Origin of the sequence: Streptomyces sp. BBFR25, assembly GCF_044590125.1 — a bacterium.
Taxonomy (GTDB): Bacteria; Actinomycetota; Actinomycetes; order Streptomycetales; family Streptomycetaceae; genus Streptomyces; species Streptomyces canus_D.
The window spans coordinates 1,683,812-1,700,053 of the sequence record NZ_CP172447.1; the positions used below are offsets into that span (position 1 = coordinate 1,683,812).

General features: G+C 74.1%; 14 protein-coding genes and 1 pseudogene. 7 read left to right on the forward strand and 8 right to left on the reverse strand.

Annotated elements, in window-relative coordinates:
- Nucleotides 1-46 precede the first annotated feature (46 nt).
- Nucleotides 47-130 (forward strand): annotated as a pseudogene (locus ACGH52_RS07530) (hypothetical protein); the annotation flags it as partial.
- Nucleotides 131-195: 65 nt separating this feature from the next.
- Here the strand turns inward: ACGH52_RS07530 and ACGH52_RS07535 are convergent.
- The 4 genes from ACGH52_RS07535 to ACGH52_RS07550 all read right to left on the reverse strand — a co-directional run bounded on the left by ACGH52_RS07535 (nucleotide 196) and on the right by ACGH52_RS07550 (nucleotide 4,836).
- On the reverse strand, nucleotides 196-1,353 hold the full coding sequence (locus ACGH52_RS07535) for a glycosyltransferase (protein WP_399938295.1): 1,158 nt from the start codon (nucleotides 1,351-1,353) through the stop codon (nucleotides 196-198).
- Nucleotides 1,350-2,477: a glycosyltransferase family 4 protein gene (locus ACGH52_RS07540; protein WP_399938297.1), complete on the reverse strand. Its 1,128-nt coding sequence runs from the start codon at nucleotides 2,475-2,477 to the stop codon at nucleotides 1,350-1,352. Before ACGH52_RS07540 ends, ACGH52_RS07535 begins: the two co-directional genes overlap by 4 nt.
- Before the next feature lie 212 nt (nucleotides 2,478-2,689).
- Nucleotides 2,690-4,108, reverse strand: a complete 1,419-nt coding sequence (locus ACGH52_RS07545; RefSeq protein ID WP_399938299.1) for a HEAT repeat domain-containing protein — start codon at nucleotides 4,106-4,108, stop codon at nucleotides 2,690-2,692.
- Between the two features lie 335 nt (nucleotides 4,109-4,443).
- Nucleotides 4,444-4,836: an ankyrin repeat domain-containing protein gene (locus ACGH52_RS07550; protein WP_076973443.1), complete on the reverse strand. Its 393-nt coding sequence runs from the start codon at nucleotides 4,834-4,836 to the stop codon at nucleotides 4,444-4,446.
- 201 nt (nucleotides 4,837-5,037) lie between these two features.
- On the opposite strand from ACGH52_RS07550, the gene ACGH52_RS07555 reads away from it, so the two are divergent.
- Both ACGH52_RS07555 and ACGH52_RS07560 read left to right on the forward strand, forming a co-directional pair.
- Nucleotides 5,038-5,232 (forward strand): hypothetical protein, encoded by a 195-nt coding sequence (locus tag ACGH52_RS07555; protein WP_003977410.1) that lies wholly within the window; start codon nucleotides 5,038-5,040, stop codon nucleotides 5,230-5,232.
- Nucleotides 5,233-5,285: 53 nt separating this feature from the next.
- Nucleotides 5,286-7,046, forward strand: coding sequence for a hypothetical protein (locus ACGH52_RS07560; RefSeq protein ID WP_399938301.1), 1,761 nt, complete (start codon nucleotides 5,286-5,288; stop codon nucleotides 7,044-7,046).
- Between the two features lie 124 nt (nucleotides 7,047-7,170).
- On the opposite strand, the gene ACGH52_RS07565 is transcribed toward ACGH52_RS07560, so the two are convergent.
- Entirely contained in the window at nucleotides 7,171-8,673 is a 1,503-nt protein-coding gene (locus ACGH52_RS07565) for a PLP-dependent aminotransferase family protein (protein ID WP_076973445.1), read from the reverse strand.
- Nucleotides 8,674-8,775: 102 nt separating this feature from the next.
- On the opposite strand from ACGH52_RS07565, the gene ACGH52_RS07570 reads away from it, so the two are divergent.
- From ACGH52_RS07570 to ACGH52_RS07585, 4 genes are all read left to right on the forward strand, one after another.
- Nucleotides 8,776-9,495 carry a YitT family protein gene (locus ACGH52_RS07570; protein WP_399938303.1) on the forward strand — a complete coding sequence of 240 codons (720 nt, stop codon included), beginning with the start codon at nucleotides 8,776-8,778 and terminating at the stop codon, nucleotides 9,493-9,495.
- Nucleotides 9,492-10,259 carry a glycerophosphodiester phosphodiesterase gene (locus ACGH52_RS07575; RefSeq protein ID WP_121701763.1) on the forward strand — a complete coding sequence of 256 codons (768 nt, stop codon included), beginning with the start codon at nucleotides 9,492-9,494 and terminating at the stop codon, nucleotides 10,257-10,259. The genes ACGH52_RS07570 and ACGH52_RS07575 overlap by 4 nt, the downstream gene beginning before the upstream one ends.
- 53 nt (nucleotides 10,260-10,312) lie before the next feature.
- Nucleotides 10,313-11,668, forward strand: coding sequence for an MFS transporter (locus ACGH52_RS07580; RefSeq protein ID WP_210976507.1), 1,356 nt, complete (start codon nucleotides 10,313-10,315; stop codon nucleotides 11,666-11,668).
- A 277-nt stretch (nucleotides 11,669-11,945) separates the two neighbouring features.
- Complete coding sequence (locus tag ACGH52_RS07585; protein ID WP_003977404.1) at nucleotides 11,946-12,320, forward strand: RNA polymerase-binding protein RbpA; 375 nt, start codon at nucleotides 11,946-11,948, stop codon at nucleotides 12,318-12,320.
- Nucleotides 12,321-12,431: 111 nt separating this feature from the next.
- On the opposite strand, the gene fxsA is transcribed toward ACGH52_RS07585, so the two are convergent.
- The 3 genes from fxsA to ACGH52_RS07600 all read right to left on the reverse strand — a co-directional run bounded on the left by fxsA (nucleotide 12,432) and on the right by ACGH52_RS07600 (nucleotide 16,161).
- Nucleotides 12,432-13,019: an FxsA family membrane protein gene (gene fxsA, locus ACGH52_RS07590; RefSeq protein WP_121700988.1), complete on the reverse strand. Its 588-nt coding sequence runs from the start codon at nucleotides 13,017-13,019 to the stop codon at nucleotides 12,432-12,434.
- 46 nt (nucleotides 13,020-13,065) lie between these two features.
- Nucleotides 13,066-14,031, reverse strand: a complete 966-nt coding sequence (locus ACGH52_RS07595) for a polyprenol monophosphomannose synthase (protein WP_076973683.1) — start codon at nucleotides 14,029-14,031, stop codon at nucleotides 13,066-13,068.
- A gap of 525 nt (nucleotides 14,032-14,556) precedes the next feature.
- Nucleotides 14,557-16,161: an amidohydrolase gene (locus ACGH52_RS07600; protein ID WP_399938305.1), complete on the reverse strand. Its 1,605-nt coding sequence runs from the start codon at nucleotides 16,159-16,161 to the stop codon at nucleotides 14,557-14,559.
- Nucleotides 16,162-16,242: the final 81 nt, after the last annotated feature.

Genomic DNA, 16,242 nt, shown 5'->3' on the forward strand with positions numbered 1-16,242 from the left:
GACGAGGGTTGGGCGGCTGTCCGTCGTCACCAGCGCCAACGTCGCCTCGGACTCCGGGGTGCACTCCTACGTGGCCGTCTCCGGCGGCGTCCTCGTCGAGCCGGTCCTCGGCAGCCGCTCCACCGACCTGCCGCCCCTCGCGGCCACCACAGCCCCCCGCCCCACCGGCTCCCAGGACCGCGCGGCGGACGCGGCTCAGGACACGGTCTCCGGCAGAACAGGGTGCGCCGGGAAGGTCGCGTCGTGGGCGGCCAGGAAGGCCTCGACGGCCGTGTTCCAGCCGAAGCACTCCGCACGCGCGCGTGCCGCCGCACGCCGGTCCGATTCGCGGCGGGTCAGGAGCAGTTCCACGGCGTCCGCGAAGGAGCCCCCGTGATCGGCGGCGACGGCTCCGGCCGCGCCGATCACCTCGGGCAGTGCCGAGGACGCGCTCGCCACCACGGGCGTGCCGCACGCCATCGCCTCCAGTGCGGCGAGCCCGAAAGTCTCGGCCGGTCCGGGGGACAGACACACGTCGGCGGACGCCTGGAGGGCGCCGAGCAACCGGGGGTCGGCGACGTGGCCGAGGAAGGTCACCGGCAGGTCCCGAGCCCGCGCCCGCTGTTCGAGCCGCGGGCGCAGCGGTCCGTCCCCGGCCACCACCAGCACCGCCCGCCCGCCGCGCCGCCGAAGCTCCGTCAGCGCGTCGAGCGCGGTGCCGGGCCGCTTCTCCACGGACAGCCGCGAGCACATCACCAGCAGCGTCTCGTCCCCGCGCGCGCAGCGGGCCCGCAGCCCCGGGTCGCGCAGCCCGGGGTGCCGTCCGGTGAGGTCGACGCCGAGCGGGGCCCGTACGACGTTCCGGGCCCCGATGCGGACGAACTCCCGCTCGGCGAACTCCGTGGTGCACACCACGCGCGCGTAGGCGTGCGCCGTACGGACGTTGAGGGCGTCGGCGGTGCGCCGGGCAGCGCCTTCGGGCAGGCCCCAGGTGCGCAGCACGCCGTCGGTGGTCTCGTGGGAGACCATCACGGCGGGGACCCTGGCCCGCCTGGCCCACCTGCCGGTCCACCGCAGGGTGGTGCGGTCGGACACCTCCAGGCGGTCGGGAGCCAGCTCCTCCAGCAGGGTGGCCAGGCCCCGCCTGTCGGTCAGGACGCGGTAGCCGCCGGTACCCGGCAGCAGCGGCCCCGGGAGGGTGATCACCCGGCCCTGCCCGGTCTCCCGGTCGTCGGCGTACCGGCCGGGGACGACGAGTACGGACTCGTGCCCGGCCGCGCGGTATCCGCGGCCCAGCTCGCGCAGCGCGGTGCGCAGTCCGCCGGACGCGGGGGCGACGAAGTTGGCGAGCCGGACGATCCGCAGCGCGCTCATGCCGCCAGCACCGCCTTCCGGGAGGCGAGTACGTCCGTGTAGTGCCCGATCAGCCGGTCGCCGACGGCAGCCCAGGTGCGCCCCTGCACGGCGGCCCGCCCGGCCGCGCCGTAGGCGCCCCGCAGCCCAGGGTCCGCGGACAGGGACCACACGGCGTCCCGTACGGCGGCGGCGTCGCGCGGTGGCACGAGCAGCCCGGTGCGCCCGTGGGCCACGAGGTCCAGCGGTCCGCCCGCCGCGGGCGCGACGACGGGCACACCGCTCGCCATGGCCTCCTGCACGGTCTGGCAGAACGTCTCGAAGGGGCCGGTGTGCACGAAGACGTCCAGCGAGGCGAAGACCCGGGCGAGTTCGACGCCGGTGCGGCGGCCGAGGAAGACGGCGCCCGGCAGCGTCTGCTCCAGGCCGGGGCGGCTGGGTCCGTCGCCGACGACCACGACGCGCACGCCGTCCAGGGCGCAGGCGCCGGAGAGCAGTTCCACCTGCTTCTCGGGGGCGAGGCGGCCGACGTAACCGACGATCAGCTCACCGTCCGGGGCGAGGGCGCGGCGCAGCGTCTCGTCCCGCCGGTCGGGCCGGAAGCGGACGGCGTCCACTCCGCGCGGCCACAGGCCGACCCGGGGCACACCGTGCGCCTCCAGGTCGCGCAGGGCCGCGCTGGACGGGGCGAGGGTGAGGTCGGCGGCGGCGTGCACGGAGCGGATGCGCCGCCAGGCGGCCGCCTCGCCCGCCCCCATGTACGTACGGGCGTAGCCGGCGAGGTCGGTCTGGTAGACGGCCACGGCGGGGACGCCGAGCCGGGCGGCGGCGGCCATGCCCCGGACGCCGAGGACGAAGGGGCCAGCCAGGTGGACGAGGTCGGCGCGGTGCTCGGCGATCGTGGCGGCGACCCGTCGGCTGGGCAGGGCGACGCGTACCTGCGGGTAGCCGGGGAGCGGGAGGGAGGGGATCCGGACGACGCGGCACGGAGCGTACGCGTCCGCCTCGTCGGCGGCGGAGGTGGCCGGCGCGACGACGACGCAGTCGTGACCGCGGCCCACGAGGTGCCGGACGGTCTGGAGCGCGCAGTGGGCGACGCCGTTGACATCGGGGGGAAAGGATTCGGTCACGATGACGACACGCATACCGGTGTTGTCGCCGCACTGGACGTGCCCGCGTCAACGTCGATCTTTCCGGCCGAGGAACGTCCCGTGAGCGTTGCCGCGGCCACCCGGCGAGCCGGGCCACGGCCACGCCAGCCTGAGCCGCGGTCCATCCGCCGTTCACCGAGAGGGGCCGGCCGCGGGCCGTGGGCGGGTGCCGGCGCGGCGCGCGGCCGCGCCGGCACTCGTGGCGGTCACACGGCGGGCGCGTCCGGTCCGAAGCGGCTGCGGACCGCCGTCTGGACCTCGTCCTCCTCGGCCGGGTCGGCGGCGAGCCTGCGCAGCCGTTCGACGACGCGGTTGTCGCCGGTCTCGGCATGGCGCGCGGCGACTTCGCGGGTGGTCTCCTCGCAGTCCCACAGGCACTCGATGGCGAAGCCCGCCGCGAAGGACGGATCGGTGGCGGCCAGCGCGCGGGCGGCCCGGCCACGCAGGTGGGACGAGGCGGTTTCGCGGTAGATGTGGCGCAGTACGGGCGCCGCGCAGGTGATGCCGAGCCGTCCGGTGCCGTCGACGAGGGTCCACAGGGTCGGCGCGTCGGGGCCTTCGCCGCGCACCGCCTCCCGCAGCGCGGCGAGCACGAGATCGCGGTCCTGGGCGGCGCCCCGGCAGGCGAGCACCCGTCCGGCGGCGGCCCCCAGGGCGTCGGGCCGGTGCACCCAGCCGCGGGCCCGGTCGACGGCGGCGAGGCTGCGCATGCGCTCGTAGGCGGCGACGGCGGCCTCCACGACCGGTGTCGAGCCCGTGGCCACGGCGCCCTCGACCAGGTCGAGGACGTCCGGATCATTGCTGTCGGCGAGATAGCGCAGGGCCGTGCAGCGGGCGCCCTCGGTGCCCGCGCGCGCGGCCTCGACGATCTCGGGCCGGTCCTCGGGCCCGGCGACGGCCGTGAGGCAGCGCGCGGCCGGCACATAGAGCGGGGTGCCGCGCTCGACGCCCTGCTCGGCCCACTCGAACACGGCGCGCACGCTCCAGCCGGGACGCGGTCCGGAGGAGTTCATCTGGCGCTGCCAGCGGTCGAAGCAGCCCGTCTCCCGGGCGGCACGCACGCGCGTGGCGATCGATTCGCGGGGGTCGTCGGCCCACAGGCGCCAGGGCCGGGGTTCGAAGGCGTCCCGGACCGCGGCGGCCAGCTCGGCCTCGCCCTCGGCGTCGCGCGGGAAGCGGGCCAGGACGGGCGCGGCGAGGGCGCGCAGTCCCGCGTCGTCGTCGCGCAGCGCCAGTTCGTCGAGGGCCCACGCCCAGTTGACGCCGTGGGCGGCGTACCGGCGCAACAGCTGGAGCGCGTCCAGCCTGCCGTAGGAGGCGAGGTGGCCGAGGACCGCGAGGGCCAGCCCGGTGCGCGACTCGTCGGCGTCCAGGACGTCCTCGGGGTCGAAGAGGTGGGCCTCGATCGCGTCCAGCTCGCCGTTGAGGTCGAGGTAGAGGCGGGCGTAGTAGAGGGAGCGGTTCTCGACCTGCCAGTCGTGGCGGGGGTCGTGGAGCACACAGTGGTTCAGCGCCGCGAGCGCTTCGGCGCGCGGAGCGGTGAGCGCGTGCAGCGTGCCGTCGCCGCGACCCCGCTGAAGCAGGCCGAGCAGCGTACCGCTGGGCGCTATGACCGGATCGAACATGGGAAACAGCCTCACATCAAGCGTCGACGCAACCGGGGAGCACGCGTTACCTGGCCGTGCGCCAACACGTCGAAGCGCCCGCCGTCTCTTGCTTGCTGAAGACCATGTTCCTCTGCCTCTCGTCGGTGGCCCTTGCGAGCCGTGTCACGGCCCGCGCGGTGCGGCAACATCTGCCCAGCCATCACGTCCGTGAACCACGTCGTCATGATGGCCCGGCGGTCACATCTGCCGCGACCGAAATTTCGGCGGCCCTGTACCGCCTCCCCCGTTTTCAGTGTTTTCCCTGGTCAGAAAAAGTGTGGAGCGGTCCGGACGGAACCGCCTCCACCGTCCCTTCACCGGGCGCCGAACAGCTCCAGCAGGTCCGTCCGGGCGAACATCCGCGCCGTGTCGACGGCCGACGGGGTGCCCGCCGCCGGGTCCGCGCCGGCCTCCAGCAGCGCCTTGGTCACTTCCGTCTCACCCTTGAAGGCGGCTCCGGCGAGCGGCGTCTGACCCCGGTCGTTGACGCGGTCGGCGTCGGCGCCGCGGCTCAGCAGCGCGCGCACCGCGTCGGCGTGCCCGTGGTAGGCGGCGAGCATGACGAGGGAGTCGCCGCGGTCGTTGGTGAGGTCGGCCGGTACCCCGGCGTCCACGTACGCGACCAGGTCCTCGGTCCGCCCCTGCCGGGCCAGATCGAAGATCTTGGTCGCCAGCTCCACGACCTCGGGGTCGGGGGCTTCGCTCATCGGGCGGACCACCTCTCACTGCGAACTTTCGGCGAATCGCCAGGGTACTGGCTCGCGGGGCACCCGAGCGGACCAAGGAGCGCTCCGCCACCTGAGGTAATTCGGTCGAATTTCCCCCATTTGCACCTTTTATCGTATGGATACATGCTGTGAGCCTGGAAGTACTCATGGTGACTGTCCCCGTGAACCAGGAGAACTCACATGATCCTCTCGATCTCAGGCGTGGTCCTGCTCGGCATCGTCGTCTTCATCTTCTTCCGCAAGGACGGCCTCAAGGCCTCGCACGCGCTGGTCGCCGTCCTGTTCGGGTTCTATCTCGCGAGCACGGCCATCGCCCCGAGCATCAAGGCGGGCGGCGAGAGCCTGGCGGGCCTGCTCGGCGGCATCAAGTTCTGACGGCCCGCTCCCCCCGCCCGACATCCGCACGTACGCACCTCCAGGAGGCAGCAGTGGCCCGGCGGCCCCTCCCCCGCATTCTGAGCAACGGCGGCGCACAGCTCGCCCGGAGCCGGGAGCTGGCCCGGACGGCGGCCGACAGCGCCACCGACGTCCTCCAGCCGCTGATCACGATCGCCCGCGGTCTGCGCCGACTGGCCGCGGCCGCGCGGCGCAGATGGACCGAGACCCCCAAGGACCGGCGCGGCGCGCTGCTGTTCCTGGTGGCCTCGGTGGTCCTGGTGGTGGCGCTCGTGCCGTACGGCCCGCTGCTCGCCGTCATCGCCTTGATGGCGGCGGCAGCCTGGCAGGGCAGGGAGCGCACCCCGGCGGCGCCCGCGGGCCCCGACGACTCCCAGACCCGGCGCCTGCAGTCCCTCTACGAGGCGCTGGTCCCGTACTTCTCCCTCGCGGAGGACCCCGATCCTCTGTACGCCCACGGCGGCGGCTGGGAGAAGGCGTTCCCGGCGTACGAGTTCGACGACGGCGGCCGCGTCGCCCACCTGGTGATCCGCTACCCCGCCTACTTCACCGACGGCGAGGCCGAGTCCCGGGCCCGGATCGAGCACCTGCTCACCGCGAAGTCCGGCCGGGGCCGGGAGTACCACTTCACGTGGGACGAGGAGGCCAACCACCTCTGCGTCGACGTGCTCGCGCCGCTGCCCACCGACATCGCCGCCCAGCGCTTCGTGACGGCGCCCGGCGAGACCGTCCTCGGCTTCACCGACCCGACCCGGGTCCAGCGCACGCTCCCGCTCACCCACGGCGTGGAGCAGCGGGACGTGCCGCCGGTCGTCTGGCGCACCGGCATCCGCTCGACCGAGCCCCACCTGCTGGTCCTGGGGCAGCCCGGCACCGGCACGTCCACCCTGCTGCGCTCGGTCGCCCTCCAGGCACTGCACCAGGGCGACCTGCTGATCGTCGACGGCGGCGGCACCGGGGAGTACGCCTGCCTGGTCGGCCGGGACGGCGTCCTGGCCGTGGAGTGCGGTCTCACCGGCGCGCTGACCAGCCTGGAGTGGGCCGCCGCCGAGACGGAACGGCGGCTGATCGCCGTGAATCAGGCCCGTCAGCAGGGCCAGGCCGCGCCGGACGACACCCGGCGGCCCCTGTGGGTCTTCGTGGACCGTCCGACCGCGTTCACGCACCTGGCCGCCACGAGCGGCCGCCGGGACCCGCAGACCCTGCTCCAGATCCCGCTGCGGCACGGCCGGGCCGCGAACGTGACCGTGGTCGTCGCCGACCAGCTGGACGCCCTGGACGGTCTCACCGACGCCGTACGCCAGCACACGCGCGCGCGTGTCGTGCTCGGCCCGGCCACCGCGGAGGAGCTGGCGAAGGCGCTGGGCGCTCCCCCGCACACCACGCCCCTCGAGCAGGTCCCGCCGGGGCGCGGATACGCCCGACTGGGCACCGGCCCGGTGCACCGTCTCCAGGTCCCGGCCACGCCCGACCCCTACGACGACGCGACGAGCGAGGCACACCGGCAGGCGGTGCTCGACCTGCTCCCCCCGCGCACGACACCGGCGGACGGGGAGCAGGCGCCCCTTCCTCCGGAGGCGGAGGCCGAGGCGGAGGCGGAAGCGAGGGCGAAGACCGTCTCCATGGAAAAGAAGGACACCCCGAACACCGTGGCCGCGAGCGAGCGGGAGGAGACGGCGGTGGACGCGGAGCCGACCCCGGTGACGGTGGAGAAGGCGACGGCCGGGACGCCGACCGAGCCGACTCCGGCTGAACCGGTCCCCGCCGAGGCCGTCGCGGCGGAGACCTCCTGACCCCGTGGCCGGGGCGGCACGACCCATCGCCCCGCTCCGGCCCCGCGCGCAGCCGCCACCGGTCCGCATCCCGCTCACGGGCGGCACCCCTGACTCCCCCGTGCCCTGCCCCGCCGGACCGGCCCTAGGCCACGAAAGTCCGCGGCGCCTCGCCGCCACCTCCGACGCCGCCGTTCTCCACCAGCCGGGCCGCGGCGGCCAGGCGTACCGCCGCCTCCTCGGCCACCGCTCCGCCGACCGTGAACGGCAGTCGGACGTACCCCTCGAAGGCGCCGTCGACCCCGAAGCGCGGCCCGGACGGGACGCGGACGCCCACCCGCTCCCCCGCCTCGGCGAGCCGGGAACCCGACAGGCCCCCGGTCCGCACCCACAGGGTGAGCCCGCCGCGCGGCACCGCGAACTCCCAGTCCGGCAGCTCCCGCCGTACCGCCGCCACCAGCTCGTCCCGGTTCCGCCGGGCCTGTTCGCGGCGCACCTTCACGGCCTGCTCCCAGCCGCCGGTGCTGAACAGCCAGTTCACGGCGAGCTGCTCCAGCACCGGTGTGCCCAGGTCGGCGTACGCCCGCGCGGCGACCAGGCTGCGGATCACGTCGGGCGCGGCGCGGACCCAGCCGATGCGCATTCCGGCCCAGAAGGCCTTGCTCGCGGAACCGACGGTGATCACGGTGGACCCGGCCGGGTCGAAGGCGCACACGGGGCGCGGCATCTCGACGTCGTCGTCCAGCCACAGCTCGCTCATCGTCTCGTCGGCCACGAGCACCGTCCCCGCGGACCGGGCCGCGTCCACCAGCCGCCGCCGCTGGTCGTCGTCGGCGAGCGCGCCGGTGGGGTTGTGGAAGTCGGCGACGACGTAGGCGATGCGGGGCGCGGCGTCGCGCAGCACCTGGCGCCAGCGGTCCACGTCCCAGCCGGTGAGCCCCTCGGCCATCGCGACGGGCACCAGCCGGGCCCCGGCCTCACGCATCAGCTGGAGGATGTTGGCGTAACTGGGCGACTCCACGGCGATGCGCTCGCCGCGGCCGCCGAAGAGATGGCAGATGGCGTCGATCGCGCCCATCGCCCCGGTGGTCACCATGATCTGCTCGGGCATGGTGGGGATGCCCCGCGCGGTGTACCGCTCGGCGATCATCGCGCGCAGCGCGGGCAGTCCGGCCGGGTAGTCGCCGTGGGTGTGCGCGTACGGCGGCAGCTCCTCGAGGGCGCCCTGCACCGCGCGGGTGAGCCAGGGCTCGGGTGCGGGCAGCGCCGCGCAGCCCAGGTCGATCACCGAGCCCAGGGCCTCCGGCGGCAGCGGTTCGAGCCCGCGGGCCGGCAGCGGGTTCCCGGCCGGGACCGCGGTCCAGCTGCCCGCACCACGCCGGGACTCCAGGAAGCCCTCGGCACGCAGCGCCTCGTAGGCGGCGGCGACGGTGGTGCGGCTGACGGTCAGGGCGAGGGCCAGTTCGCGTTCGGCGGGCAGCCGGGCGGCGACCGGAACCCGGCCCTCCAGCACCAGCAGCCGAATCCCGTCGGCGAGCGCGCGGTAGGCCGGCGGGCGGCGCGTGCCGGGCCCGGCCGGGCGGTCCTGCTGGGAGGCGAGCAGCCGCGCGAGCTGACCCGCCCCGACGGCCGAGGTCCACTGCGCCATGGAAATCAGTCCACCTTCCCCGAATTGGCCCTGGTTGACTCATCTTCTCAAGCCACAGGGTGTCACGTGGCAGGCCACGACCACCACCCAGGGGGGCACCTCTTGTCCAGGCAGTCCAGGCAGTCCAGGCAGTCCGAGCAGCCCGAGCAGTCCGAACCGTCCGAGCAGCCCGAACCGTTTAGGCGACTCGCGCGGCGGCTGACCCAGCTGTACGGCGGTCTGGCGCTCTACGGCGCGAGTTCGGCGCTGCTGGTCAGGTCCGGGCTCGGCCTGGAGCCGTGGAACGTGCTGCACCAGGGCCTCGCGGAGCACACCGGGCTGTCGATGGGCGTGGTGCTGACCATTGTCGGTGCGGCGGTCCTGCTGCTGTGGATCCCACTGCGCCAGCGGCCGGGCCTCGGCACCGTCTCCAACGTGCTCGTGATCGGCGCCGCGATGGACGCCACGCTGGGCGTCGTCCCGGACGCCCACGGCTGGACACTGCGGATCGCCGCGATGGTGGCGGGCATCGTCCTGAACGGCGCGGCGACCGGGCTGTACATCGCCGCGCGCTTCGGTCCGGGCCCGCGCGACGGGCTGATGACGGGGCTGAACCGGCGCACCGGACTGTCGGTGCGCCTGGTGCGGACCGTCGTCGAGATCACCGTCGTGGTCACGGGCTTCGCCCTCGGCGGCACGGTCGGCGTCGGCACCCTGCTCTACGCCGTGTCGATCGGCCCGCTCGCCCAGGTGTTCCTGCGCGTGTTCGCCGTGCCGCCGTCACCGCACGGCAGCACGGTGGTCGCCGCCGGTCGGCCACGGCGCGCGATACTGCGTCGGTGACCACGCCGATACGCCACCCCTACCTCGACCATCCCGGCCCGATCGCCTTCGCCCACCGGGGCGGCGCGGCGGACGGCCTGGAGAACACCCTGCGGCAGTTCCGCCGCGCGGTCGAGGCGGGCTACCGGTACATCGAGACCGACGTACACGCCACGCGGGACGGGAAGCTCGTCGCCTTCCACGACGCGACCCTGGACCGGGTGACGGACGGGGCCGGGCGGATCGCCGACCTGCCCTGGCAGGACGTGCGCCACGCGCGCGTGGGGGGCGAGGAACCGGTGCCGCTCTTCGAGGAGCTGCTGGAGACCTTCCCCGAGGTGCGCTGGAACATCGACGTGAAGGCGGAGCCCGCGCTGCGGCCCCTCCTGGAGCTGATCGGAAGGACCGACGCCTGGGACCGGATCTGCGTCGGCTCGTTCTCCGAGGCGCGCGTGGTCCGCGCCCAGCGCCTCGCGGGCCCCCGCCTGGCCACCTCGTACGGCACCCGGGGCGTCCTCGGTCTGCGGCTGCGCTCCTGGGGCGTACCGGCCGCGCTGCGCCGCTCGGCGGTGGCCGCACAGGTCCCCGAGGCGCAGTCGGGCATCCGGGTGGTGGACCACCGCTTCCTGTGCGCGGCCCACGCGCGCGGGCTGCGGGTGCACGTCTGGACGGTGAACGATCCGGACCGCATGCACCGGCTTCTGGACCTGGGAGTGGATGGCATCATGACCGATCACATCGACACACTGCGCAAGGTCATGGAGGACCGCGGCGTCTGGGGATGAGCCCCGGCCGTGCCCCGGGGACGGTGCGCGTTCACGGGGAAGGCGAGGGCACGGTGGGCACCGACACCCTGCGGACGGACGCGGCAGACGGGGCCGACCCAGCGGCCGAACGGCGGCGCGAGCAGCGCGGCTGGTACTTCTACGACTGGGCCTGCTCCGTCTACTCGACGAGCGTGCTCACCGTGTTCCTGGGGCCCTACCTCACCTCGGTCGCCGAGTCGGCGGCGGACGCGGACGGCTACGTCCACCCGCTGGGCATCCCGGTGCGTGCCGGGTCGTTCTTCGCGTACTCGGTGTCGCTGTCGGTGATCGTGGCGGTGCTGGTGATGCCGCTGGTGGGCGCGGCGGCCGACCGCTCGGGCCGCAAGAAGCCGCTGCTGGCCGCCGCCGCGTACACCGGCGCCGCGGCCACGACCGGCATGTTCTTCCTGGACGGCGACCGCTATCTGCTGGGCGGCCTGCTCCTGGTCGTGGCCAACGCGGCGCAGTCGGTCGCGATGATGCTCTACAACTCCTACCTGCCCCAGATCGCCCCGCCCGAGGAGCGCGACGCGGTCTCCTCCCGCGGCTGGGCCTTCGGCTACGCGGCCGGCTCCCTGGTACTGATCGTCAACCTGATCCTCTACACGGGCCACGACTCCTTCGGACTGAGCGAGAGCGCCGCGGTCCGTATCTGTCTGGCGTCGGCGGGGCTGTGGTGGGGCGCCTTCGCCCTCATTCCGCTCCGGCGGCTGCGCGACCGGCGCGCGGTGGCCCGGGAGGCCGCGCTGCCCGGCTTCCGGCAGCTCGCGGCCACCGTCCGGGACATGCGGCGCCGCCCGCTGACACTGGCCTTCCTGCTCGCGTATCTGGTCTACAACGACGGCATCCAGACGGTGATCTCCCAGGCCTCGGTCTACGGCTCCGAGGAGCTGGACCTCGGACAGTCCACGCTGATCGTGGCGGTCCTGCTGGTCCAGGTGCTGGCGGTGGCGGGCGCGCTGGGATTGGGACGGCTGGCCCGCAGGTACGGGGCCAAGCGCACGATCCTGGGATCGCTGGTCGCCTGGACGGTGACCCTCGCGGCCGGGTACTTCCTGCCGGCCGGGGCACCGGCGTGGTTCTTCGTGCTGGCCGCCGGGATCGGGCTCGTCCTGGGCGGCAGCCAGGCGCTCTCCCGCTCCCTGTTCTCCCACCTGGTCCCGCCGGGCAAGGAGGCGGAGTACTTCTCCGCGTACGAGCTGAGCGACCGCGGGATGAGCTGGCTGGGGCCCCTGCTCTTCGGGCTGACCTACCAGCTGACCGGGAGCTACCGGGACGCCATCATCTCGCTGGTGGCGTTCTTCGTCATCGGGTTCGCACTGCTCGCGCGGGTCCCGGTGCGGCGGGCGATCGGCGACGCGGGCAATCCGGTACCCGAAAGGATTTAGCACTCGGCGCGAAAGGGCTGTAGTGTACGCGTTTGGCCTGCCAGGCGTACCGTTACTGCGCGTCAAAGGTGCCGAATCGCTATGTCACACCTGCCAGCAGAGGTGACAAACCGGACGTCGGCGGGTACTGCACTGGTTGCAAGGCTGCGGCTGCGACGGCGACGCAGGGCCCGGATCGGGAGTCGGGACGGGAATCTTTACCGCCGCCCGGACGTTGACCGGATGACGACGACAGCGACACCTGTCCTGTGGGCGACAAGCCCGGGAGGCACGATTCATGAGTGAGCGAGCTCTTCGCGGCACGCGCCTCGTGGTGACCAGCTACGAGACGGACCGCGGCATCGACCTGGCCCCGCGCCAGGCCGTGGAGTACGCATGCGAGAAGGGGCATCGTTTCGAGATGCCCTTCTCGGTCGAGGCGGAGATCCCGCCGGAGTGGGAGTGCAAGGTCTGCGGGGCCCAGGCACTCCTGGTTGACGGCGACGGCCCTGAGGAGAAGAAGGCCAAGCCCGCGCGTACGCACTGGGACATGCTGATGGAGCGACGCACCCGCGAGGAACTCGAAGAGGTCCTCGAGGAGCGGCTGGCCGTTCTGCGCTCCGGCGCGATGAACATCGCGGTCCATCCGCGAGACAGCCGCAAGAGTGCGTAGCGGGAATCCGTAGGCGACACAACCGAACAACCGCGGGTGCCGTACATGAGCTTCATGTACGGCACCCGCGGTTTTGTCGTGTCCCGGGGCATCCTCGGCGCAGGCCGAGGCTCAGCGCGTCAGCGGGGGGCGGGGGTCCTGCGGGGCGTCGTCCGGGTCGTCCCGTATGACCTCGCCCTGGACGACCTTGCCGTCCGGGCGGTGCATCCGGGCCTGCCGGAAGGCGTCGCCCAGGGTGCCGGGACGAGCGTCGCGGAGCTTGCGCTCCACCGTCCGCTGGGCGTACCGGCTGACGGCCTTCTGCACCGGGGGCAGCAGCATGAGCAGGCCGAGCGCGTCCGAGATCAGACCGGGCAGGATCAGGAGCAGACCGCCCAGCATCATCAGGCCGTTGCCCTCGCTGTTGGGGCGGGCGGCCTCGGGCGGCGGGCCCGACTGCATGGCCGACTGCTGCTGGTTGATCGTCTCCGTGAGGTTGCGGAAGGCCCGGCGGCCCGCCGCCTTGATGACCACGGACCCGAGGACCACTCCGGCGACCAGCAGCAGGAAGACCACGAAGCCGCTGGACGCCCCCGCGACCACGGTCAGCAGCCAGATCTCCAGCACCAGCCACGCGGCCACGCCCAGCGGCAGGAACGTGCGCAGCCGGGAGCGCGGGGGCCGGGCGGGGGACCTGGGGGTCTGAGCGCCAGTCGTCATACCCCCAGTGTGCCTGGCCCCGGCTCAGTGCGGCATAAGCGGGCGGTCAGGCCTTGCTGTCGGACGCCTTCGCGGCCCCGTCGCCCGACTTCATCGACTCGTCACCGGACTTCGCGGCGCCGTCGGCGGACTGCACCGACCCGTCGCCGGACTTCGCGGACTCAGCACCGGACTTGGCGGGCGTGTCGCCGGAGGCCGCCTGCCCGTCGGCCGCCGTACCGGGCCGCCTGTCGCGGCCCAGGACCTTGCCGACCCTCTCCCCCACGCCCCACGTGGTGACCCGCCACAGGGCCTCCACCAGGATGTCGCGGCTCATCTTGGAGTCGCCGAGTTCGCGCTCGACGAACGTGATCGGCACCTCCACGACGTGGTAGCCGGCCTTGATCGCACGGCGGGCGAGGTCGACCTGGAAGCAGTAGCCCTGGGAGGCGACCTCCTCGAGGCCGAGCCCCTCCAGGGTCTCGCGGCGGAAGGCGCGGTAGCCGCCGGTGATGTCGCGCAGCGGCAGATCGAGCGCGATCCGCGAGTACATGCTGCCGCCGCGCGAGATGATCTCGCGGGACTTGGGCCAGTTCACCACCCGGCCGCCGGGCACCCAGCGGGAGCCGAGCACGAGGTCGGCGCCCTTGAGGGCGGTCAGCAGACGGGGCAGTTCCTCCGGCTGGTGGGAGCCGTCGGCGTCCATCTCGATCAGCACGCCGTAGCCGTGCTCCAGGCCCCAGCGGAAGCCGGCCAGGTAGGCGGCGCCCAGCCCTTCCTTGCCCTTGCGGTGCATGACCTGGACGTGGTCGTCCCCGGCCGCCAGTTCGTCGGCGATCTTGCCGGTGCCGTCGGGGCTGTTGTCGTCGGCCACGAGAACGTGCGCCTCGGGGACGGCCTCGCGCACGCGCGTGACGATCGCCTTGATGTTCTCCGCCTCGTTGTAGGTGGGGATGATCACCAGGGCCGTGCCCAGGGGGCCGAACCGCCTCTCCCGCCCCGCAGCCGCGGTCGTCCCGTCGCCGTCGTTCACCACTGCCCCTTCGTGTCCGTCCACAGAGGACCACCATAATCGCCGCGGCCTGCGCCGACGTGGCAGGACGGCCGTACGGTGGTGTCGTTTTCCCGGAACCGGGGTAGGGATGGCCGATTCAGGCCGTTTGTGCGACGGATGGGGGCCCGGCGCCCTTCGGGCCGGCCCGGGACCCGCCGGCTGCGGGTCGACCTGGGCCGTTGTCTACTGAGCGCCCGGGCCCCACCCGGGTCACACCTCCCGACCGGCCGGAACGTTCCCTCGTCGCGGTGCGGGCACTGAGCCTGGCTCCCAGTGGCGGTGCCCCGGTGCGGCACACCGTCCCTGACTCAGCGGCGCCACGACGCATGGGCGGAAGGTTCGCCGGTCGGGCGTCCGGTGGTGGACCCGGCCGAACCTACCGGCCCCCCGCCGTCGCCTGTCAACAGTCGTTCCACCTGCGCCTTTGACACCAATGCGCAGGTCAGCGCGGAGGAGACGCAGGTCGTGGCCGCGCGAAGATCATCGCCCCGTCGGCCGTGGAGATCACTCGCCCGGCCGTACGAAGACGGTCCGGCCGCCCACCACCGTACGCAGGCAGACGGGCAGGTCCCGGCCGGGGGTGAGGTCGGGCAGGCCGGGGGTGCCGGAGCGCGGGTCGGTCGACCAGCGCGCCACCCGGTCGTCCGGGGCCTGGACCACCAGTTCGTCGGTACGCCACACGGCGTAGTCCGCGGGCGCGCCCGGCACCAGGATGCCCGCGTCGTCGCGGCCGATCGCCCGCCAGCCGCCGCGCGTGTGCGCCGTGAACGCGGCGCGGACGGAGACGCGGTGCTCCGGAGTGCGGTGGAAGGCGGCGGCCCGGACGGTGCCCCACGGGTCGAGGGGCGTGACCGGGCTGTCGGAGCCGAAGGCGAGCGGCACGCCGGCCCGCAGCAGGGCCGCGAAGGGGTTGAGCGTGCGGGCCCGCTCGGCGCCCAGACGCCGGGCGTACATGCCCTCCTCGCCGCCCCAGAGCGCGTCGAAGGCGGGCTGCACGGAGGCGGTCAGACCCAGCTCGGCGAAGGCCGCGACCGTCTCCGGCGTGAGCATCTCGGCGTGTTCGATCCGGTGGCGGGCGGCGCGCACACGGGCGAGGCCGATCTTGTCGGCGGCGGCGCGCACCCCCTCCACCACGGCGCTCACGGCGGCGTCGCCGATGGCGTGGAAGCCCGCCTGGAGGCCCGCCTCGGTGCAGGCGACGACGTGCGCGGCGACGGCGGCGGCGTCCAGGTGGGCGGTGCCGGTGTGCCCGGCGTCGGCGTAGGGCTGGTGCAGACAGGCGGTGTGCGAGCCGAGGGAGCCGTCGACGAAGAGGTCACCGGCGGCCCCGACGGCACCCAGCTCCCGCGCCTTGTCGACGTCCTGTTCGGCCCAGTAGCCGATCACCCGCGGTCCGGGCTCCGCGGCGGACAGGCGCAGCAGGCCGGTGAGGTCGTCCTCGGAGGAGATCTCCGGGCCTGCGCATTCGTGAACGGTTCCGATGCCGAGGGAGGCGGCGTGCGCGAGGGCGGCGCGCTGGGCCCCGGCGCGCTGCGCGGGGGTGACGGCCCCGAGGGCGGCGGCGCGTACGGCGTGGTGGGCGTCGCCGGTGAGCGGGCCGTCCGCGCGGTCGACGTCACCGGGTGCCAGCTCGAGCAGGGCGGTGGTGACGACGGCCGAGTGGACGTCGATACGGCTGAGATAGAGGGGACGTCCACCGGTGGCCGCGTCCAGTTCGGCGCGCGTCGGGGGCTGCCCGTCCGGCCAGCGGGCGGCGTCCCAGCCGTGGCCCAGGAGCACTCGGTCGTCCGGGCGGGCGGCGGCGAAGTCCCGTACGAGGGCGAGGGCCGCCGCGCGGCTCGGGGCGCCGGAGAGGTCGAGCCCGGTGAGGGCGAGGCCCGTGGCGGTGGTGTGCACGTGTGCGTCGGTGAACGCCGGGGTGACCAGCGCGCCGTCGAGGTCGATCACCTCGTCGACCCCGTCCGCGAAGGCGTCCGCGGCGCCCTCCGAGCCGACCCAGGCGACCTGGCCGCGTTCGACGACCATGGCCGTCGCGAAGGGGTCGGCGGGACTGTGGACCTCGCCGCGGCGCAGCAGGACGGTCGAGGACGGGGTGGTGGACTCACTCATGGACACCAGTCTCGCCCCTCGCGGGCGCCGTCCGGCAGCCGGGGCGGCCCGGCCGTCGCCGGTGGCTCCCGCTCCCGTGCG